Annotated in this window: 22 protein-coding genes; 12 read left to right on the top strand and 10 right to left on the bottom strand. The window is 68.0% G+C overall.

Features of this window, described 5'->3' with window-relative positions:
• Nucleotides 1–26: 26 nt before the first annotated feature.
• Genes RMO01_RS07820 through RMO01_RS07810 form a run of 3 tightly spaced genes read left to right on the top strand, consistent with a single transcriptional unit; the run spans nt 27 to nt 2,175 of the window.
• Nucleotides 27–755: a DnaJ C-terminal domain-containing protein gene (locus RMO01_RS07820; protein WP_309628483.1), complete on the top strand. Its 729-nt coding sequence runs from the start codon at nt 27–29 to the stop codon at nt 753–755.
• Between the two features lie 12 nt (nt 756–767).
• On the top strand, nt 768–1,853 hold the full coding sequence (gene aroC / locus RMO01_RS07815) for a chorismate synthase (protein WP_309628482.1): 1,086 nt from the start codon (nt 768–770) through the stop codon (nt 1,851–1,853).
• A gap of 49 nt (nt 1,854–1,902) precedes the next feature.
• Nucleotides 1,903–2,175, top strand: a complete 273-nt coding sequence (locus RMO01_RS07810) for a hypothetical protein (RefSeq protein WP_309628481.1) — start codon at nt 1,903–1,905, stop codon at nt 2,173–2,175.
• Here the strand turns inward: RMO01_RS07810 and queE are convergent, their stop codons facing one another.
• A complete protein-coding gene (queE, locus tag RMO01_RS07805; RefSeq protein WP_309628480.1) occupies nt 2,176–2,811 on the bottom strand; it encodes a 7-carboxy-7-deazaguanine synthase in 636 nt (211 codons plus the stop codon).
• Nucleotides 2,808–3,542 carry a 7-cyano-7-deazaguanine synthase QueC gene (queC, locus tag RMO01_RS07800; RefSeq protein WP_309628479.1) on the bottom strand — a complete coding sequence of 245 codons (735 nt, stop codon included), beginning with the start codon at nt 3,540–3,542 and terminating at the stop codon, nt 2,808–2,810. The genes queE and queC overlap by 4 nt, the downstream gene beginning before the upstream one ends.
• 196 nt (nt 3,543–3,738) lie before the next feature.
• On the opposite strand from queC, the gene RMO01_RS07795 reads away from it, so the two are divergent.
• The gene (locus RMO01_RS07795; protein ID WP_309628478.1) at nt 3,739–5,370 is read left to right on the top strand and encodes a response regulator; all 1,632 of its coding nucleotides are present in this window, start codon (nt 3,739–3,741) and stop codon (nt 5,368–5,370) included.
• A gap of 30 nt (nt 5,371–5,400) precedes the next feature.
• Here the strand turns inward: RMO01_RS07795 and RMO01_RS07790 are convergent, their stop codons facing one another.
• Entirely contained in the window at nt 5,401–6,174 is a 774-nt protein-coding gene (locus RMO01_RS07790; protein ID WP_309628477.1) for a LytTR family DNA-binding domain-containing protein, read from the bottom strand.
• A 106-nt stretch (nt 6,175–6,280) separates the two neighbouring features.
• On the opposite strand from RMO01_RS07790, the gene RMO01_RS07785 reads away from it, so the two are divergent.
• Both RMO01_RS07785 and RMO01_RS07780 read left to right on the top strand, forming a co-directional pair.
• Entirely contained in the window at nt 6,281–6,931 is a 651-nt protein-coding gene (locus tag RMO01_RS07785; RefSeq protein ID WP_309628476.1) for a DUF2306 domain-containing protein, read from the top strand.
• A 97-nt stretch (nt 6,932–7,028) separates the two neighbouring features.
• The gene (locus RMO01_RS07780) at nt 7,029–8,597 is read left to right on the top strand and encodes an AbgT family transporter (RefSeq protein ID WP_309628475.1); all 1,569 of its coding nucleotides are present in this window, start codon (nt 7,029–7,031) and stop codon (nt 8,595–8,597) included.
• Here the strand turns inward: RMO01_RS07780 and RMO01_RS07775 are convergent.
• Nucleotides 8,543–9,583, bottom strand: a complete 1,041-nt coding sequence (locus RMO01_RS07775) for a ligase-associated DNA damage response exonuclease (RefSeq protein ID WP_309628474.1) — start codon at nt 9,581–9,583, stop codon at nt 8,543–8,545. The two genes, RMO01_RS07780 and RMO01_RS07775, sit on opposite strands and share 55 nt — an antisense overlap.
• Nucleotides 9,584–9,645: 62 nt before the next feature.
• Between RMO01_RS07775 and RMO01_RS07770 the strand changes: the two genes are divergently transcribed.
• From RMO01_RS07770 to RMO01_RS07750, 5 genes are all read left to right on the top strand, one after another.
• Complete coding sequence (locus RMO01_RS07770) at nt 9,646–10,119, top strand: PaaI family thioesterase (protein WP_309628473.1); 474 nt, start codon at nt 9,646–9,648, stop codon at nt 10,117–10,119.
• On the top strand, nt 10,116–10,514 hold the full coding sequence (locus RMO01_RS07765) for a PaaI family thioesterase (RefSeq protein WP_309628472.1): 399 nt from the start codon (nt 10,116–10,118) through the stop codon (nt 10,512–10,514). Before RMO01_RS07770 ends, RMO01_RS07765 begins: the two co-directional genes overlap by 4 nt.
• Nucleotides 10,515–10,683: 169 nt before the next feature.
• Nucleotides 10,684–11,067: a hypothetical protein gene (locus RMO01_RS07760; protein ID WP_309628471.1), complete on the top strand. Its 384-nt coding sequence runs from the start codon at nt 10,684–10,686 to the stop codon at nt 11,065–11,067.
• 88 nt (nt 11,068–11,155) lie between these two features.
• The gene (locus RMO01_RS07755) at nt 11,156–11,587 is read left to right on the top strand and encodes a hypothetical protein (protein ID WP_309628470.1); all 432 of its coding nucleotides are present in this window, start codon (nt 11,156–11,158) and stop codon (nt 11,585–11,587) included.
• Between the two features lie 48 nt (nt 11,588–11,635).
• Nucleotides 11,636–12,271, top strand: a complete 636-nt coding sequence (locus RMO01_RS07750; RefSeq protein WP_309628469.1) for a helix-turn-helix transcriptional regulator — start codon at nt 11,636–11,638, stop codon at nt 12,269–12,271.
• A gap of 103 nt (nt 12,272–12,374) precedes the next feature.
• Here RMO01_RS07750 and RMO01_RS07745 read toward each other — a convergent pair whose 3' ends face one another.
• The 6 genes from RMO01_RS07745 to RMO01_RS07720 all read right to left on the bottom strand — a co-directional run bounded on the left by RMO01_RS07745 (nt 12,375) and on the right by RMO01_RS07720 (nt 17,226).
• Nucleotides 12,375–12,851 (bottom strand): SH3 domain-containing protein, encoded by a 477-nt coding sequence (locus RMO01_RS07745; RefSeq protein WP_309628468.1) that lies wholly within the window; start codon nt 12,849–12,851, stop codon nt 12,375–12,377.
• Nucleotides 12,852–13,014: 163 nt separating this feature from the next.
• Complete coding sequence (locus RMO01_RS07740) at nt 13,015–14,685, bottom strand: lysine--tRNA ligase (protein ID WP_309628467.1); 1,671 nt, start codon at nt 14,683–14,685, stop codon at nt 13,015–13,017.
• A 59-nt stretch (nt 14,686–14,744) separates the two neighbouring features.
• Nucleotides 14,745–15,005 (bottom strand): hypothetical protein, encoded by a 261-nt coding sequence (locus RMO01_RS07735; protein ID WP_309628466.1) that lies wholly within the window; start codon nt 15,003–15,005, stop codon nt 14,745–14,747.
• A gap of 158 nt (nt 15,006–15,163) precedes the next feature.
• Nucleotides 15,164–15,604 carry a hypothetical protein gene (locus tag RMO01_RS07730; RefSeq protein ID WP_309628465.1) on the bottom strand — a complete coding sequence of 147 codons (441 nt, stop codon included), beginning with the start codon at nt 15,602–15,604 and terminating at the stop codon, nt 15,164–15,166.
• A 38-nt stretch (nt 15,605–15,642) separates the two neighbouring features.
• Nucleotides 15,643–16,758 (bottom strand): amidoligase family protein, encoded by a 1,116-nt coding sequence (locus RMO01_RS07725; protein ID WP_309628464.1) that lies wholly within the window; start codon nt 16,756–16,758, stop codon nt 15,643–15,645.
• A 48-nt stretch (nt 16,759–16,806) separates the two neighbouring features.
• Nucleotides 16,807–17,226 carry a hypothetical protein gene (locus RMO01_RS07720; protein WP_309628463.1) on the bottom strand — a complete coding sequence of 140 codons (420 nt, stop codon included), beginning with the start codon at nt 17,224–17,226 and terminating at the stop codon, nt 16,807–16,809.
• 110 nt (nt 17,227–17,336) lie between these two features.
• Between RMO01_RS07720 and RMO01_RS07715 the strand changes: the two genes are divergently transcribed.
• Nucleotides 17,337–17,886 (top strand): S-adenosylmethionine:tRNA ribosyltransferase-isomerase (locus RMO01_RS07715; protein WP_309628462.1); only part of this gene is annotated, 550 nt, incomplete at its 3' end.

Here is a 17,886-nt window from a genome sequence, read left to right as displayed (position 1 = left end):
CCCGGCATTGACCATGGGTGCGGCCTATGGGGCGGATGATCGCGCCCGGCCACCGCCTGAACGAAGCCTTCGCCGTCCTGGGCCTGCACGGCCCGGCCGAACAGGCGGCCGTGACCCGCGCCTTCCGTCTGGCGGTCAAGAGCGCCCGGCCGGACCAGCCTGGCGGCGACGCCGAACGCTTCCGCCGGGTCATCGCCGCCTATCGTCTGATCCAGACCACAGGAGCCGCCCGCCCCGCCCTCGCGGCGCCGATACGCCGCCCCGCGGCCCTGCCGGTCGTCGGTCTGACGCCGGTTCAGGCGGTCTCAGGCGGTCAGGCGACAGTGCGCCTCGGCGACAGACAGTTACGCGTCCGCGCTCCCGCCGGAATGCGGACGGGCGAGCATCTGCGCCTCAAGGGGGGCGCCGCCGATGGCTCCGATCTTTATCTGCCGGTTTTGATCCGTCCCGCCGACGGTCTCGTGGCGCTCGGCGACGATCTCTTCATGAGCTGGCCGGTGCCGACCCGTCTGCTGAGCGACGGCGGTCGGGTCGAGATCGACACCCATGCGGGAGTTCGCGGCGCCTGGGTTACGCCGGGCCTGACCGATCCGGTGCGCTTGCGGCTGCGTGGACTGGGCCTGCCCGCGCGCGGCGGTCGCCCTGAAGGCCATCTGTTCGTGTCGCTGAAACCGTCCGAGGACGCTCCCTCCGCCGCCGAGGACCTGCTGGCTCGCTTCACCCGCGTCTGGACGCCGGACCGCCTGGCGGCCTAAGCGGTAGCCGCGATGTCTCACAACACCTTCGGCCATCTTTTCCGCGTGACGACCTGGGGCGAGAGCCACGGGCCCGCGATCGGCTGCGTCGTGGACGGATGTCCGCCGTTGATTCCGCTCACAGAAGCGGACCTCCAGCCCTGGCTCGACCTGCGCAAGCCCGGCGGCAGCCGCTTCGTCACCCAGCGGCGCGAGAGCGACACCGCCCGCATCCTGTCGGGCGTTTTCGACGACGGAGCCGGCCCGGTGACCACCGGCGCGCCCATCGCCATCCATATCGACAATGAGGACGCCCGGTCGAAAGACTATGGCGACATCGCCCGCGCCTATCGGCCGGGCCATGCGGACATGACCTATCAGGTCAAATACGGTGTGCGTGACCACCGGGGCGGCGGGCGTTCTTCTGCGCGCGAAACAGCCAGCCGTGTCGCCGCCGGCGCCGTGGCGCGCCGGGTGCTCGGCGATGGCGTCGTCATCCGCGCCGGCGTCGTCCAACTGGGTCCACACCGGATCAGGCCCGACGCAGTGGATTTCGACGCCGTCTATGACAACCCGCTGTTGGCCGCCTCGGCCGACGCCGTTCCGGAGTGGGAGGCTTATCTGGACGGCATCCGCAAGGCCGGCTCATCCATCGGCGCCGTCGTGGCGCTGGAGGTCACGGGCATTCCGGCCGGCTGGGGCGCGCCGCTCTACGGGAAGCTCGACGCCGAGCTGGCCGCCGCCATGATGTCGATCAACGCCGTCAAGGGCGTAGAGATCGGCGCGGGCTTCGGCTCGGCCGAACTGTCGGGCGAGGACAACGCCGACGAAATGCGACTGGGTCCGGACGGCGAGATCGCGTTCGGATCGAACAACGCGGGCGGCGTTCTGGGCGGCATCTCGACCGGTCAACCCCTGACCGCGCGCATCGCCTTCAAGCCGACCTCCTCTATCCTGACGCCGCGCCAGACGGTGACCCGCGACGGAACCGAGACCGATATGCGCACCAAGGGTCGTCATGACCCCTGCGTCGCCCTGCGCGGCGTTCCGGTAGTCGAGGCCATGGCCGCCTGCGTCCTCGCCGACGCCATGCTGAGGCACCGCGCGCAGGTCGGTTGACACGGCTCAGGTCATCTTCCGTTCACCCTGTTCGGGCTAGATGCGCGCCATGGCCCAGACGCTTTCCCGCACCGCCGCCCTCGCCGTTGTCCTGGTGGGCTCGCTGATGCTTCAGGGCTGTCTGGTCGGCGCCGTGGTCGGCACGGCCGGCGCGGTCGTCGGCGGCGCCGCCAAGGTCACCGGAGCCGTCGTCGGCGCCGGGGTCGACGCCGTCACCACTTCCGACGAGGAAACCCGCGCCCGCCGCGAACGCGAACAGCGTGACCACGAACGCCAGCAACGCCGCTGCGAGCAGATGCGCTCCCAGGGCCGGAACTGCTGACTATCTGACCCCGATGTACTTGTGCGTCTGGACGCTGAGCCGCCATTTCGGGTGGCGCAGACAATAGTCCATGGCCGCCGCCGTATTGGCCGCCCGATCCGGCCCGTCCATTGGCTGCAGCCAGAAGCGCTCGAACGCCAGACCGTCGAAACGCTCCGGCATGGCCAGAGCCTGCGGATAGACCAGCTTCAGCTCCTGTCCCGAGGTCTGCAATACCGGCGCGGCTGCCTTCGGACTGACGCAGATCCAGTCGATGCCATCAGGCGCAGGCAAGGTCCCATTGGTCTCCACCGCGATGTCGAAGGCCCGCGCATGCAGCGCCTCGATCAGCGGCGCATCCAGTTGCAACAGCGGCTCCCCGCCGGTGCAGACCACCAGTCTGGGATCGCCGTCTCGCCCGATCCAGAACGAGGCGACATGATCCGCCAGGGCCTGCGCATCCCCGAACTTGCCGCCGCCGTCGCCGTCGGCGCCGACGAACTCGGTGTCGCAGAAGGTGCAGACCGCATCGGCCCGATCCTGCTCGCGCCCGCTCCACAGATTGCAGCCGGCGAAGCGCAGGAAGACCGCCGGACGGCCCGCCTGGCCGCCCTCCCCCTGCACAGTCAGGAACGTCTCCTTGACCGCATAGGTCATCGCGACTTCAGCCAGTCGCGCCAGCCGACCGCGCGCAGTTCGCACGCCGGGCAGTCGCCGCAGCCATAGCCCCAGTCGTGCCTGCGCGTGCGGTCGCCGCGATAACAGGTGTGGCTCTCCTCGACGATCAGCTCGACCAGAGGGGCGCCACCGATCCCGTGCGCCAGCTCCCAGGTCTGGGCCTTGGTCAGGTACATCAGCGGCGTCTCGATCGGCGACGGCTTGTCGAGCCCGAGCTTCAGCGCCCGTTCCATCGCGTTGATGGTGTCACGCCTACAGTCGGGATAGCCCGAGAAATCCGTCTCGCACATCCCGCCGACCAGCACCGCCAGCCCGCGCCGGTCCGCCAGCGCCGCCGCGCAGGTCAGGAAGACCAGATTCCGCCCCGGCACAAAGGTGTTGGGCAGACCCCGCGCGCCGACCTGAATGGCACGGTCGGTCGTCATTGCGGTCTCGCCGATGGCGCCGAAACCGGTCAGGTCGATGACATGGTCCGGACCCAGCCGGTCCGCGAACTGCGGCAGGGCCTTCGTCATCCCGTCGCGCACGCGCAGCCGCGCCGCCATCTCCACCGCATGCCGCTGACCGTAGTCGAAGCCGACGGTCTCGACCCGCTCGTAGCGTTCCAGCGCCCAGGCCAGGCAGGTGGCGCTGTCCTGGCCGCCGGAAAACAGAACCAGGGCGTCGTGTGCGGTGTCGTTCGCCAAGGTCAGGAGTTGGGTTTCGGTCATGACGGGCCTGCGGTCGGCCGTCGGGCCGCGCGCATCGGTTGGAGTGCGGGAGTGGATATTTCTCCGTCCCCTACACCAGCCCGGGGCTCGCAGCAAAAGCCGGGTGGTCAGACCAATTGCGGCGAACGCGCCACATTTAACCCTTTTGCAAACGGTTATCCCGCATTGTCCACCGGTAACGGGAGTTTCGGCCAGTATGCCGACGATCGAAGTTCTGACCGAACGCGCTGAACCGGTCCTGCCGACGACCTCGGCCGCCGAGATTTTCGCGCGCTTTCAGCGCGAACCTGACACCCTGGTCATTCCGGTCGTCGAGAACGACCGGCCGGTCGGACTGATCGAACGTAACGCCTTCCTCCTCAAGATCGCGGGTCCCTTCGGCCACGCCCTCTACGCTAACCGCCCGGTGTCCTATGTGATGGATCCGGAACCGGCCGTGGTCGACGCCGGGGTCCGCATCGACGCCTTCTGCGACATCCTGATCAAGGGCGGCGCCGGCTCGCTGATGCGGGGTTTCATCGTCACACGCGGCGGTCGCTATCGCGGCATCGGCACCGCCGTCTCCCTGCTCCAGGCCGTCAACGCACAGCAGCGCAGCCAGAACACCGAACTGGCCGAGCAGGCCCTCGCCCTGACCGACAGCCGCGCCGAGGCCCTCGCCTCGGCCCGCGCCAAGAGTCAGTTCCTGGCCATCATGAGCCATGAGTTGCGCACGCCCATGAACGGCGTCCTCGCCGTCGCGGAACTGCTGCGTCGCCAGCCCCTGAACGATGCGGCTCACGCCCACGTCCAAACCATCGTCGATTCCTCCGAGACCCTGCTGCGCATCCTTCAGGATGCGCTGGACCTGTCGCGCGCCGAGGCCGGCGAGCTGGAGATGAACCCCGCTCCCACTCCGCTCCGCGCTCTGGTCGATGACATCGAAGCCATGTGGGGCCCCCGCGCCTCCCAGGACGCCGTCCGCCTGATGGTCGGCTATGAGGGCGACACCGAACTGACCGCCGACATCGACGGCGTGCGTCTGAAACAGGTGTTCAACAACCTCATCGGCAACGCCCTGAAGTTCGCCCGCAACGGCGTGGTCGAGGCCAGCCTCAAGGCCTGGTCCGAGAACGGCCAGGTCCGCATGGAGGCCCGAGTCCGCGACGACGGGCCGGGTGTGGACGCAGACCGTGTCGACGCCATCTTCGAACCCTTCGTGCACGGCTCCGGCCCTGACGGCGCAGGTCTCGGCCTGTCGATCTGCCGCCAGATCGTCGACCGCATGGACGGCCGTATCTGGGCCGAAAACAACGCCGGTCGCGGCGCCACCTTCGCCTTCGACGTCTCCGCCCCGCTGTCCGAGCCGGTCGAGCAGAACGCCACCAATGTCTCGGCCCTCGCCGAGCTTGAGCTCCAGTCCAATCCTCACATCCTGATCGTCGATGACAACGCCACCAACCGCGTGGTGGCCCAGGCGCTTTGCGAGATGTTCGGCTGTTCTTCCGAAACCGCCGAGGACGGGATCGAGGCGCTCGAGGCCATTCAGGCTCGCCCGTTCGACCTGATCCTGATGGACATCAAGATGCCGCGCATGGACGGCGTCCAGGCGACCCAGGCTATCCGCGTCCTGAGCGGCCCCGAGCGCGACATCCCGATTATCGCCCTGACCGCCAACGCCGACCCGGACGACGCCAAACACTATCTCTCGATCGGCATGGCCGCCGTGGTTGAAAAGCCGATCAAGCCTGAACGCCTGCGTATGGCGATGAACGCCGCCCTGGCCGAGTCTTCAGAGGTCGGGGTCGCAGCTCCGCTCCCCGCCGTCCGCAAGGGCCGCGCGGCCTAGTCTTTCGTCCGTCGCGTCGGCCACGCACGGCTAGAACCAGCCCGCCTCTTTCAGCACCGGCCCGTGTGTCCGACTGACCGGCGCCGTCAGCCCGCCCACCAGCCGGATTTCACCGGCCCCTCGCCGCCAGCGCACGGCCTCCACCGCGTCGGCGGCCACCCACCAGGAGCGGTGGACGCGCCATCCATGCGCGCGCGCCAGTTCGGCCAGCGCGTCGGCGAACCGCAGGGTGATCAGTTCCTCGCCTGCGTCGGTATGGACCTTCAGATAATGGTCGTGGGCCTCGATCGCGATCAGCCGCGCTCCGCGACGCTTCGCCGAAAGCCGTCGCCGGAACGTCTCTTCGGCCTCCGGAAGAGGCGCGGCGATAACGGTTCGCGTCTCCACCCGCCCGGGCGTGCGCCGCCAGACGAGAGCCCGGACCACCATCACAGCCAGCAGGATGGGCCACACCTGCCATAGCAGTTCCAGATAGCCCGACCAGCCGAATGGACCGCCCATGAGCAGATGTTGGGTGGTCAACACCAGCAGCGTCACCAGCGGGGTCATCAGAACCGAGACCGCCGCCACGCGTCGCCAGGGCTCGACGATGCTCCGCCTCAGCAGTTCGTCGCCCCCAAACCCGATCAGCCCGCCGCCGACCATGCAGATCATCCAGTAAATGTAACGCCCCACGATGGGCGTGTGGTGCGACCCGAACGGCCCGAGGAATCCCATCAGCAGGCCGATGGCGATCAGGATGGCGAGGTCGATCGCCCACCGCCACGCGGTCGTGCCGATCGCTGATCCCGCCCCTCCGTCCATGCCCGCCCCGTTCGCGCAGCCCCGGCGCCACTCGCGAAGCAGGGCCTAGCGAGCCGTCGTCCAGGCCGCAATGGCGTTCGGCGAAACCGCGACCGAGGACCCTCGCATGACCACCGCCGACGCTCCGCCCCCTGGCCGAAACATGACGTGGCCGGCCCGCATCGGCTGGGTCACCGTCGCCATACTGTGCGTCGGAATCGCCGCATATTCCGCCCGTTACCTGCTGAACCCGCCGACGACGCCGGCCGGGGCATTGAACAATCCCGTCGGCGTGCCGTGGCTGTTCATTCATGTCGCCGGCGCGGTCACTGCATTGCTGGTCGGCTCGGTGCAGTTCCTGCCCGGCCTGCGCAGACGTTCGAGCCCGCCGCATCGCTGGACGGGGCGGGTCTACGTCGCGGGGTGCCTCGTCGGCGGCGGGGCGGGGCTGATCCTGGCGTTCGGTTCGTCGGCCGGGCCGATCGCCACTGCGGGCTTCGGCGCCCTGGCGGTACTCTGGCTCACTTTCACGGTCCTCGGCTGGCGCGCGGCCATGCGGGGCCGGATCGCCGAGCACCGTCGCTGGATGATCCGCTCCTGGGCCCTGACCCTGGCCGCCGTCACCCTGCGAATCTACCTGCCGCTGGTGCTGATCGCGGGTCTGGAGTTCCTGCCCTGGTACCGCGCCATCTCCTTCCTGGCCTGGGTCCCGAACCTGATGCTCGCGGAGCTCTGGCTGCGGCGCAAACCGGAGTCGACCCGAATCATTCGCTCATAGGCCCGGGCGCTCGCCCGCCATTTTGTCGCAGCCCCCCCGCATTGCGTCGCCCCCGTCCCTGCCGGCTATTCCACGGTGAACACTGGGAGCGAAACCGATGAGCACAAGCTCTGGATTTCTGGGCGTGGTCGAGCGCATCGGCAATCGGCTGCCAGATCCGGTGTTCCTGTTCCTGTGGCTGATCGGCGGACTGGTGCTGCTCAGCCTGGTCGGTTCGGGTCTGGGCTGGTCCGCCGTCAACCCGGTCACAGGTGAGACGTTGCAGGCCCAGAGCCTGCTTTCGCGCGAGAATCTCGAGAAGCTGATCATCGGCATGCCGCGCACCCTGGCGGACTTTCCGCCGCTCGCCATCGTGGTGACCATCATCTACGGCGCGGCCGTCGCCGAGCGGACCGGTCTGTTCGATTCCGCCATTCGAGGCGCCCTGCTCAATGCACCGAAGGCCGTGCTCACGCCCGTCGTCGTGGTGGTCGGCATGATGTCCCACCACGCATCGGACGCCGCCTATGTCGTCGTCATCCCCCTGGCCGCCGTGATCTTCGCCGCAGCCGGCCGTCACCCCCTGGCCGGCCTCGCCGCCGGCTTCGCCGCAGTGTCCGGAGGCTATGCCGGCAACCTGTTTCCGGGATCCCAGGATGCCCTGATCCTTGGCATAACCGAGCCGGCGGCACGGCTCATAGACCCGACCTATTCCGTGAATATCGCGGGCAACTGGTTCTTCATCGTCGGCGTCGTTCTGGTCTTCACGCCGATCGTCTGGTTCCTGACCGACCGGGTGATCGAGCCGCGTCTGGGTCGCTGGACGCCGTCCGACGGCGCCCGCCCGCCTTCCACCCCCGAAGAACAGGCCCTGACGCCCGCGCAGAAGAAGGGGCTGGTGTGGGCCGGGCTGGCGATCCTGGCCATGCTGGCCCTCTGGACCACCCTGACCCTTATGCCGGGTTCGCCCTTCATCGATCCCGAGGCCGAGCCGGGGCAGGAGTACAATCCTCTTTACCGTTCCCTGATCGCCTTCTTCGCCGTGACCTTCTTCGTGGCCGGCGGGGCCTATGGCGCGGGCGCAGGCACGGTGAAATCCCACCGGGACATGGTTCGGATGATGGGCGAAGGCATCGCCCAGTTGGCCCCGTATATCGTGCTCGCCTTCTTCGCAGCCCACTTCGTGGCCATGATCAACTGGTCGGGTCTCGGCCCGATCCTGGCCGTCAACGCAGCGGCGGGACTTCAGCAGATCGCCCTGCCGGCGCCCGTGCTGCTGATCGCCGTCGTCCTTGTCTCGTGCGTGTTCGACCTGTTCATCGGCTCGGCCTCGGCCAAGTGGTCCGCCCTCGCCCCGATCGTGGTGCCCATGTTCATGCTCCTGGGCATCAGTCCGGAGATGACGACCGCCGCCTATCGCATGGGGGATTCGGTCACCAACATCGCCACGCCCCTGATGAGCTATTTCCCGCTGATCCTGACCTTCGCCCAGCGGTGGGACCCGCGCTTCGGCCTGGGATCGCTGATGGCGACCATGCTGCCCTATGCCGGGTCTTTCCTGGTTGCGGGCCTGCTGATGGTGGCCGCCTGGGTCGCGCTGGATCTGCCGCTAGGGCCGGGGGTCGGCGTCCACTACGAGCCTCCGTCCGCCGTGGGGCCGGTCGCCTCGTCGTCTTCCTCATCATAGCCGACCAGCCGGAGCGCCCGCGCCTTCATGCCGTTGAGTTCGGCCCAGCGCAGCAGCCCTTCTTCTCGCCCGTGGGTGATCCAGACCTCCTCGGGCCGAATCTCCTCGAAGGTCGCGATCAGCTCCGGCCAGTCGGCGTGGTCGGAGATGACCAGTGGCAGCTCCACGCCCCGCTGCCGCGCCCGCGCCTTGACGAGCATCCAGCCGGAGGCGAAGGCCGTGACCGGGTCGGCGAACCGCCGCGCCCAGCGGTCCTGGATCGCCGATGGCGGCGCGATGGCCACCTCCCCCCCCAGGGCGCCGGCCTTGAGTCCTGTCGCCGGCAAGATAGGGCCCAGATCCACTCCCTCGCGCTCGTACAGCCGGTTCAGCCGTTCCAGCGCGCCGTGGACATAGATGGGTCGCTCCCACCCTGCCTCGCGCAGCAGCCGGATCACCCGCTGCGCCTTGCCCAGGGCATAGGCTCCGACCAGATGGGCCCGCTCCGGGAACTGGCCCAGCGACTGGACGAGTCGGGCGATCTCCTCGGCGTCCGGCGGATGGGTGAACACCGGCAGGCCGAACGTCGCCTCCGAAATGAAGACATGACAAGGCGCCGGCTCGAATGGGACGCAGGTCGGATCGCGCCGGCGCTTGTAGTCGCCCGACACCACCATCGTCAGACCCTGATACGTCACCACAGCCTGGGCCGAACCCAGCACATGTCCGGCCGGGACCAGCTTCACCTCAACGCCGTTGTGGGTCGCGGTCTCACCATAGGCCACGGCCTGACGTCGCCCGGTGAAGTCCTCGCCATAGCGCTCGGCCATGATCGACAGCGTCTGCCCCGTCGCCAGTACCGCGCCGTGCCCGGACCGCGCGTGGTCGGAGTGGCCATGCGTCACCACCGCCCGGTCCACCGGCCGCACCGGATCGACGTAGAAATCCCCCGGCGGGCAATACAGCCCGGCCGGCGTGGGCCTGAGAAGGTCTTCGGGTCGGATCATGGTCTGGCTATCGGCCTGCGTCAGGACTTGCGCGCGAATGCTCGCCCGATAAGGACGGTCTCATGAGCGATACGTTCCTGACCACCCTGATGCCGCAACTGGCCTCCGGCGCCGCCCACACCCATGCACTGGGCTTCGTCTACGAGGGGATCATCGGCGACCGGGTGCGGCTGCGCACGCCGTGGCGGCCCGACCTGGTCGGCGATCCGGAGACCGACGTCTTCGCCGGCGGCCTGGTCACCGCCATGCTGGATCATGTCGGGGGTCTTGCGGTCTGGACCAAACTCGAACGCTACGAACCCATCGCGACGCTCGATCTGCGCATCGATTACATGCGGCCGGCCAGGCCCCGCGTGGATCTGCTCTCCGAGGCCCGCTGCTATCACGCCACCCGGACCATCGGCTTCGTCCGGGCCTGGGCCTTCGAGGACGATCCCGCCGATCCCGTAGCGGCGGCCCAGGCGACCTATGTCATCTCCTCCGACGGAGGCCGTAAACCCGGCGCCAATCTCAAGACCCGCGGAGAGCAGGCATGACCCCCCTCCTCGACACGATTCCCTACGCCCGGTTCCTCGGCCTGCGCACGGAGATGGATGGCGATGTCCTGACAGTCGTCATGCCCTTCGCCGATCACCTGGTTGGCAACCCGATGCTGCCGGCCCTTCACGGAGGCTCGACGGCTGCGATGCTGGAGTTGACCGCCATCGCCCAGGTCGCCCACACATGGCCGGGATTGCGGCTGCCTCGTCCGATCACGGTGACCACGGCCTACCTCAGGTCGGGAAAGCCGATGGACGTCCATGCCCGCGCCCGGATCTCTCGCGCCGGCCGCCGCGTCGCCCACGTCCTTGCCGAGGCCTGGCAGGAAGACCCGAGCCAGCCCATCGCCAGCCTGACCGCGCATTTCTCGATGGACGAGCACAACTGTTAGCCCTGCCCGGCGCCGTCTTGAGACCTCGGCGAACCGTCCGCCTGCGACCTCGAGCAGTCCACCTGGCGAAAGACCGCGAGCTCTCGCCAATGGTTAAGGATACTCTATCAATCTCCCGTCAGACGTGTTAACCGTTCCTTTACCAATGTAACTTTTGGAAGGGGCTAACATGGATCGGACTGAAGTCGTCGCCAGCGTCGCTGGAGACCTCTACGCTACCGAGTGCGCGGTTGACGCTGCGATCACCTCGGCGACTACGCTCGTTCAATCCATGATCGGCGCCCGGACCCTGCTCAAGGCGTCCCCGGTCGCCGGCGCAGTGTCGCAAGCCAAGGCCATCGAGGCGATCACCGCCCTGTCGGCTGCGCGCGACGCCATCGTCGCCTGCCACGCTGAACTGGCGAAGGATCACCGTCGCATGGGGTACGGCGTCTACAACGTCGGCCCGATGGACAAGCCCGATGGCGATTGGGGCGACGGCCCGCCCCCCCCGCCGCAGGTCGAACAGCAGCTGCGCACCATCCAGGCGGCCCGGCCCATCCGCGTCGCGTGAATTCGGGTTAATGTCGAGGACTCCGGTTTTCGACTGACCAGACTCGAAGCATGATCGCCCTCGCGTCCTTCGACGCGGGGGCGATTTCATGTTGGACACCCTATATTCGCAGATCGGCCTCCTGCCGATGGTGCTGGTCGGCATCTTCGCCTTCACCAAGGGCGACGAGCCGGAGCGACTGGCCATGGGCGCCTATCTGCTGGGCTGGATGGCCGGTCTGCTGCTCCAGGACGACCAGGGCCTGCACTCAAACTGGCAGCCGGGCATGTTCGCCCTGGACGTCGTCATGCTGCTCGTTCTGGGTGGGCTGGCGTGGAAATTCCATCGCAATTGGCCGATCTGGGCCGCCGCCCTTCAACTCATCATCGTGATGAGTCACCTGGTAATCCTGTTCGACATGCGCGGAGGGATGATGTCCTTCTACACAATCGTGAACCTCGCCGGTTACGGCGTCCTGCTGGCGATCGGCCTCGGCACCTTCTGGGCCTGGCAGGAACGCCGCGCGGCAGGACTGGAATAGGCCATTATTCCTAGCTAGGGTCAGGGCCGAATCATTTCGGCGGATCCCATGTCCCTTTCCCATGCCAAAGTCTGGGCCGCGCTCGACGCCATCGCGGGGCGCGAGGGTCTTTCCGTCTCGGGTCTGGCCCGGCGCGCCGGGCTCGACGCCACCTCCTTCAACGTGTCCAAGCGGTTCGGCCCGGGCGAGGCCCGTCGCCCCCGCTGGCCCTCGACCGAGAGCCTGAACCGCGTGCTGGAGATCGCCGGACTGTCTCTGGCGGATTTCGCGGCCCTGGCCGAGGACGACGATCGTCGAGCGCCCACAATCCCGCTCATCGGGCTGGCCCAGGCGGGGGCCGACGGTTTCTTCGACGATGCAGGCCTGCCGACTGGCGAGGGTTGGGACCAGACGGACCTGCCCCTGCCCCGCCCCTCCCTGTTCAGCCTCGAGATCTCCGGGGATTCCATGGCCCCCCTGTATCGCCAGGGCGACCGCGTCATCGTGGATCGGGATCACACCGACGTGCGCAAGGGCGACCGTGTCGTCGTCCGCACCACGACCGGCGAGACCACGGCCAAGGAGATCGCCTCCCTGACGGCCAAGGCGGTCACCCTGGCCTCGATCAATCCGGCCTATGAACCCCGCGTCATCCCGCGCAAGGACGTCGACTGGATCGCTCGCATCCTCTGGGTCAGCCAATAGAGGGCAAAGAAAAGGGCCGCCCCGAAGGACGGCCCTGATCTGATCTTGCGCTCAATCAGGGCCGATCGCAGATCGGACCCGGAGCGAGCGTTAGCGCTCTCGCTCAGTAAGGCTGAACGTAGTTCGCATTCACCCAGCCGCCGCCGGCGATCTGGACCCATTCGCCCTGCGAGCCGACGGCTGTAAAGGGCTGGCCCGCCGACAGGCTGCCGGCCTGGCGATAGCTGGTGCCCGGGCCGGAGCGGATGCGCAGGTTGGACGAGGCGCGATACTGGGCGCCCGACGAACTGGCCTGCGAGTTGGCGCGGGCGCGCTGCTGGTTGCAGCCGATATAGGAACCGGCCGCAGCGCCGGCGGCGCCGCCTGCCACCGCGCCGAGGGCGCGTTCGTTGCTGGAAATCCGGCTGCCGGCCAAGGCTCCGAGCACGCCGCCGATCACGGCGCCGGTGGTCTGACGACCGCCGGGGGCGTCGCAGCTGGTGACCCCGTTGGACTGGGCCTGTGCGGCCATGGGGGCTGCGGTGATCAGGGCGGCCAGGGCGGCCGCCGTGGCCAGGGTGGTGTTCAATGTCTTCGACATGGCTCTCTCCGTTTCATCGAGGTTGGTCGATGTCACGGATAATGCCCGATAGCGTATGAAGGCTCCCCGAGCTTCACCGTTATTTTCGGTTCATCTTTGTTGGGCGCTACCGCTTGCCGCGCGGCGGCTCGCTGCTTGAGCGCCGCGCTTCGTGTGTTGACCTTTACCCCGCCAGTTCCCCGTTCGCTCCGGCCTCGATCAACTGAATCGTTTGCGGCAGGCCGTAGATCGCCGCGAACGAGCCGAAGCGTGGTCCCTGGGATGCGCCCAGCAGCACCTCGTACAGGGCCCCGAACCACCCGCGCAGGGGCTCGAACGCGTGTTCCTTGCCCACGGCGTAGACCTCGCCCTGGATCAGCTCGCCGTCGGTCGTGTCGGCCGGCAGGGCCTTCAGACGCCCGGCCAGATCCAGCAGCGCCGCCTTCTCCCTGCCGTCGGGCCGGCGATAGGACTTCGTCGGCTTCACGAAGTCCTCGTAGTAGTTCAGCGCCCGGTCCATCAGCCCGTCCAGCACCGGCTCGTTCTCAGGCGTGGCTTCTGGAAGGTACTTGGCGAAATAGGCCCACAGCTGCGCCTTGGACGAGGCATTGGCCACGCCGACCAGGTTCAGCAGCAGGGCGAATGACACTGGCGAGGCGACCTTCGGCGGGGAGCCGGCGTGGATCGACCAGACGGCGTTGTCGATCTGCTTGGCCGGTTCCTGCGTCCCGAAGGCGTCGATGGCCCCGAGATAGTCGTCGATGGCCCGCGGAATGACATTGAAGTGCAGGCTCTTGGCCGACTTCGGCGACTGGAACATGTACCAGCTCAGGCTCTCGGGCGTCCCGTAGCGCAGCCACTGCTCCATGGTCAGGCCATTGCCCTTCGACTTGGAGATCTTCTTTCCCTCGACGTCGAGGAAGAGCTCGTAGTTGAACCCCTCGGGCGGAACGCCGCCCAGGGCGCGACAGACCTTGGACGACTCGCGGACGCTCTCGATCAGGTCCTTGCCCGACATCTCGTAGTCGACGTCCAGCGCGGTCCAGCGCATGGCCCAGTCCGGCTTCCACTGCAGCTTCACATGACCGCCCGTGACCGGCAGTTCGGTGCGTCCGCCTGCCGGGTCGTCGAAGACGATGGTGCCCTTGTCGACGTTCCGCTCCAGCGTCGGAACCTGCAGGACATGGCCGGTGATCGGGCTGACCGGCAGGAAGGGCGAATAGGTCTCACGCCGCTCCGGGCCCAGGGTCGGCAGCATGATCGCCTGCACCGCATCGAACCGCTCCAGCAGCCGCAGCAGCGTCTCGTCGAACCGGCCGCTCCTGTAGGTCTCGGTCGAGGACATGAACTCGTAGTCGAAGCCGAACCCGTCGAGGAAGGCCCGCAGACGCGCATTGTTGTGCGCCCCGAAACTGTCGTGCGTCCCGAACGGATCGCGCACCCGCGTCAGCGACAGATGCAGATCCTCGCGCAGCATCTCCGGGTTCGGCACCCCCTCCGGCACCTTGCGCAGCCCGTCCATGTCGTCCGAAAACGCGATCAGTCGCGTTTCCCAGTGGCCGCCGGTCAGGGCGCGGAAGGCGTTGCGCACCATCGTCGTGCGCGCCACCTCGCCGAACGTCCCCATGTGCGGCAGGCCCGACGGACCGTAACCCGTCTCCAGCACCACAGGCCGTTGCAGCGCCTCGAACGTCGCCACGGCCTCGTCCGCCTTTCCGGCGTCGATCAGCAGTTTCGCCGCGTCCCGCTCCGCGTCCGACAGACGCTTCTTGAGGACGTGGTCCAGCAAGGCGCGGGCCTGTTCGAAGGGCCAGGACCTGGCTTCGCGGGCGAGGGTTTCGAGGTTCTGCAACATGGCGGGCGGTTTGCAGTCTCAGCCCTCGCCGGTCAACCGGCGTGGCCGCCCGCCTGCCGTCAGCCCTGCTTGATCGCCTTCTCGACTGCGGCCCCGCACCAGAAGACGCATCCCACGATGATCAGCATGAATATGCCGAAGAACATCAGAGCGCCCGGCATCGTCATGGTGTCAAAGAACGAGAGGACCTCCGTGGAGGAATTTACCTCAGATCCATCTGAAGTCACTTCGCTCGTCGTGATCGACGCCGGCGACAGCCAGAACGTCGCCAACAAGTCGAGCACCGCCAGGCCCCAGGCCACAAAAGCTGCAAGCTTCACGTTGTCCTCCACACGTTTTGATTGAGAATTGGCCAAACGGCGACGCTTGTCAAACGACGTTATGTCCCGCGCCGGATCGCCCAGGCCACCACCGCCAGAGCCGCGCCGACGACGATCGCATCGGGCTGATTGCCCGCGAGCGGAGCGGGTTCAGTCGATCAATGGCCCAGACCGTTGCGGACCTGTTGCTCGCGGCCGTTGGTGAACAGGTCGGCGGCCTTCAGCTTGGCCTCGTAGGGGTCGGCGAAGCCCCAGGTTCGGGCCAGCACCCGGGCGTCCGAATAGGACAGGCCCGTGTCCTCCCATTCGCAGGCGTTGCCATAGCCCCGGCTCTCGCGCAGCACGACCGGCACGTTCGTGCCGATGCCGTTGAGAATCTTCTGGCCGATGATGACCTTGCCGCCGTCGGCGTCCTGGCCGTAGAGCGCGCCCACCAGCTTGGCGTCGCAGTAGTTGTAGCGGGACGAGAAGAAGGCGTCGTACTCGCGCTGCTGCGGCATGGCCTGGGCCGGCTGGCCGAACACCACCAGGGCGACGGCGCTGGACATCAGAAGGGCGGCCGACAATCTGCGTGCGCGTCCGTGGATCGTCGTGGTCATGGTCGGTCCCTCGATGAGTAACATCGACTATAGGGCGTTCATATTGCGGCGATAGCGTTCGTTTCCTGACGAAACCTGCCCAGCCATTGCGTTCTGGCGGCATCGTCCATGGGCGACCGGATCAGCAAATCGACCAGGCTGCGCGGCGCCGGCTCCCCCGGCTCCCGATCCCGGCACCAGCCCAGCACCCCTTCGAACAGGGCGACCGCTTCCATCAGCGGCTCGACCTCCAGCAGCGCCGGAAGCACCCTCACCTCGACCGTGTGTTTCTCCGCCCGCCCGGTCAGCAGGTTGGCCAGGTTCAGGTCGCAGTATTTGGTCAGTCCGACCCCGCCGAGGGCCGCCTTCGCCTCGTCCCAGTCCATCGCGGCGAACGTCTCTCTCCCCGTCAGCTCGGCCAGACTCGCCGGCCAGTCACCCAGCCGCACGCAGCGCGGATTGACCCCGACCAGGCGCTTCAGCGCCTCGCCATGTCGTTTCCAGACCTCGACCAGCCCGGCGATGGCTCGCGCCGAACACAGGGGCTCGCCGTCGAAATGCACATGGGCCGCGCCCTCGACCGGCACGGTGAAGCCGAGCGCCCGCGCATCGCCCAGCAGCCCCTCCAGCACCGCCGCATGATCCGCCTCGATCGGCGCCGTGACGATCTCGCAGGGCCGCTCGCGTTCGCCGGGCAGGGGCGCATCGATCGCCACCGACCGGCCGTTCGCATCGACCACCCGCACCATCCCTGCCTCATGCCGCTGCGCCTCCGTCCCGAACAGGGTCGCCAGCGGCTCCAGCGTCCGGTCGTCCGCCGCATCCGGATCGCAGTGCCGCTCGACCAGCCGCAGCAACCGCCCGTCGTCGGCCACGATCCGCCGCCAGCCCGCCAGCGGCGCCCGCTCGCGATCCAGATCGCGTTGCAGGGTCAGGTCATCGACGAAGGAGGCGACCCAGCCTCCCTCCCCGTCCCGCACCCGAAATCCGGGCGTAAGGTTCTCGAACACCGGCCGCCCTTCGACGGCGCTCGGTTCGGACTGCGGATGGAAGAAGCGTTCGACTGTTCCGCCGACCCGTGTGGCCACGGCCTGCGCCAGATCGCGCCGCGACAGGCCGGGCGGCGCCATCAGCTCGATCTCGAAGCCGGTCTTCCAGTCCAGAACGCTAGTCAAAGGCGAAGGTCCCCGATCGGATCCAGCCTAGCAGCAAGCGCCGGTCTGTCAGCCCTCGGCTTCAGCCTCGGCGGCATCCGGTCGGGCCACCCCCGGAATGGAGACGCAGCGCTGTTGCGTACCGCCGCCCGGCGCAGCCTCGACGCGCGGCGCGATGGAACTGACCGTGGTCCCGTCCGGCCCATAGGTGCCCAGGAACTGACAGCCCGTCTGCAGGTCCGTCAGGACATAGACCCCCGGCTGGTCCGTCGCCGTCTTCGAGAAGGTCGCCCCGACCGCAGCCAGCAGGGCGCCGCCGGGGTTGTCGATCGCCTGCTGCACCTGGGCGGTACGGGTGTTGACGGTCTCCAGCGTCGCCTCGGCCTGGGCGGCCGTGTCCTGGATCTCCTGCAGGGCCGAGGCTCCGTCCTCACAGGCGGCGAGGCTCAGGGCGAGGGCGGAGGCGGTGATCAGGGTCAGGGCTTTCATTTGCCCAGTATGACCACACCAACGACCCCGGGTCGCCCGGACAGATGGTCGCCCTTTGGGTCGCCCCCGCACTTGACCCCGTCCCGCCCCCGTGGCCATTCGCGCCGACCATGAAGACCGCCGACTTCGACTTCGACCTGCCCGAGGACCGCATCGCCCTGCGGCCCGCCGAACCGCGCGACAGCGCCCGGCTGCTGGTGGTGAAGCACGGCGCCCTCGCCGACCACCTCATCACCGACCTGCCCGACTTCCTGCGCCCCGGCGATGCCCTGGTCTTCAACGACACGCGGGTAATCCCGGCGCGGCTGTCAGGCGTGCGCGAACGGATCGGGGCAGAGGGCGAGACCCTGACCGTCCCGGTCGAGGCCACCCTGCACCACCGCGACGCGCCCGATGTCTGGTCCGCCTTCATGAAGCCGGGCAAGCGCATCAAGGCGGGGGATCGAATTCGTTTCCAGACCCTGTCCGCCACAGTCGTCGCCAAATCCGACGATGGCTTGATCACCCTGCGCTTCGACCTGTCCGGCCCTGCGCTGGACGACGCCATCCGCGACGTCGGGGTCATGCCCCTGCCGCCCTATATCGCCTCCAGACGCCCCGAAGACGACCGCGACCGGTCGGACTACCAGACCGTCTTCGCCGAGCATGACGGCTCCGTCG

The sequence above is a fragment of the Brevundimonas sp. genome, from assembly GCF_031412435.1.
Classification (GTDB): Bacteria; Pseudomonadota; Alphaproteobacteria; order Caulobacterales; family Caulobacteraceae; genus Brevundimonas.
Note: the sequence above shows the minus strand (reverse complement) of the source record. Positions and strands in the feature narration are given on the sequence as shown.

What these genes read in the sequence shown, in the direction of transcription:
- RMO01_RS07820 (WP_309628483.1), top strand. Translation starts at nt 27, where the DNA reads ATGGGGCGGATGATCGCGCCCGGCCACCGCCTGAACGAAGCCTTCGCC.
- aroC (WP_309628482.1), top strand. Translation starts at nt 768, where the DNA reads ATGTCTCACAACACCTTCGGCCATCTTTTCCGCGTGACGACCTGGGGC.
- RMO01_RS07810 (WP_309628481.1), top strand. Translation starts at nt 1,903, where the DNA reads ATGGCCCAGACGCTTTCCCGCACCGCCGCCCTCGCCGTTGTCCTGGTG.
- queE (WP_309628480.1), bottom strand. Translation starts at nt 2,811, where the DNA reads ATGACCTATGCGGTCAAGGAGACGTTCCTGACTGTGCAGGGGGAGGGC.
- queC (WP_309628479.1), bottom strand. Translation starts at nt 3,542, where the DNA reads ATGACCGAAACCCAACTCCTGACCTTGGCGAACGACACCGCACACGAC.
- RMO01_RS07795 (WP_309628478.1), top strand. Translation starts at nt 3,739, where the DNA reads ATGCCGACGATCGAAGTTCTGACCGAACGCGCTGAACCGGTCCTGCCG.
- RMO01_RS07790 (WP_309628477.1), bottom strand. Translation starts at nt 6,174, where the DNA reads ATGGACGGAGGGGCGGGATCAGCGATCGGCACGACCGCGTGGCGGTGG.
- RMO01_RS07785 (WP_309628476.1), top strand. Translation starts at nt 6,281, where the DNA reads ATGACCACCGCCGACGCTCCGCCCCCTGGCCGAAACATGACGTGGCCG.
- RMO01_RS07780 (WP_309628475.1), top strand. Translation starts at nt 7,029, where the DNA reads ATGAGCACAAGCTCTGGATTTCTGGGCGTGGTCGAGCGCATCGGCAAT.
- RMO01_RS07775 (WP_309628474.1), bottom strand. Translation starts at nt 9,583, where the DNA reads ATGATCCGACCCGAAGACCTTCTCAGGCCCACGCCGGCCGGGCTGTAT.
- RMO01_RS07770 (WP_309628473.1), top strand. Translation starts at nt 9,646, where the DNA reads ATGAGCGATACGTTCCTGACCACCCTGATGCCGCAACTGGCCTCCGGC.
- RMO01_RS07765 (WP_309628472.1), top strand. Translation starts at nt 10,116, where the DNA reads ATGACCCCCCTCCTCGACACGATTCCCTACGCCCGGTTCCTCGGCCTG.
- RMO01_RS07760 (WP_309628471.1), top strand. Translation starts at nt 10,684, where the DNA reads ATGGATCGGACTGAAGTCGTCGCCAGCGTCGCTGGAGACCTCTACGCT.
- RMO01_RS07755 (WP_309628470.1), top strand. Translation starts at nt 11,156, where the DNA reads ATGTTGGACACCCTATATTCGCAGATCGGCCTCCTGCCGATGGTGCTG.
- RMO01_RS07750 (WP_309628469.1), top strand. Translation starts at nt 11,636, where the DNA reads ATGTCCCTTTCCCATGCCAAAGTCTGGGCCGCGCTCGACGCCATCGCG.
- RMO01_RS07745 (WP_309628468.1), bottom strand. Translation starts at nt 12,851, where the DNA reads ATGTCGAAGACATTGAACACCACCCTGGCCACGGCGGCCGCCCTGGCC.
- RMO01_RS07740 (WP_309628467.1), bottom strand. Translation starts at nt 14,685, where the DNA reads ATGTTGCAGAACCTCGAAACCCTCGCCCGCGAAGCCAGGTCCTGGCCC.
- RMO01_RS07730 (WP_309628465.1), bottom strand. Translation starts at nt 15,604, where the DNA reads ATGACCACGACGATCCACGGACGCGCACGCAGATTGTCGGCCGCCCTT.
- RMO01_RS07720 (WP_309628463.1), bottom strand. Translation starts at nt 17,226, where the DNA reads ATGAAAGCCCTGACCCTGATCACCGCCTCCGCCCTCGCCCTGAGCCTC.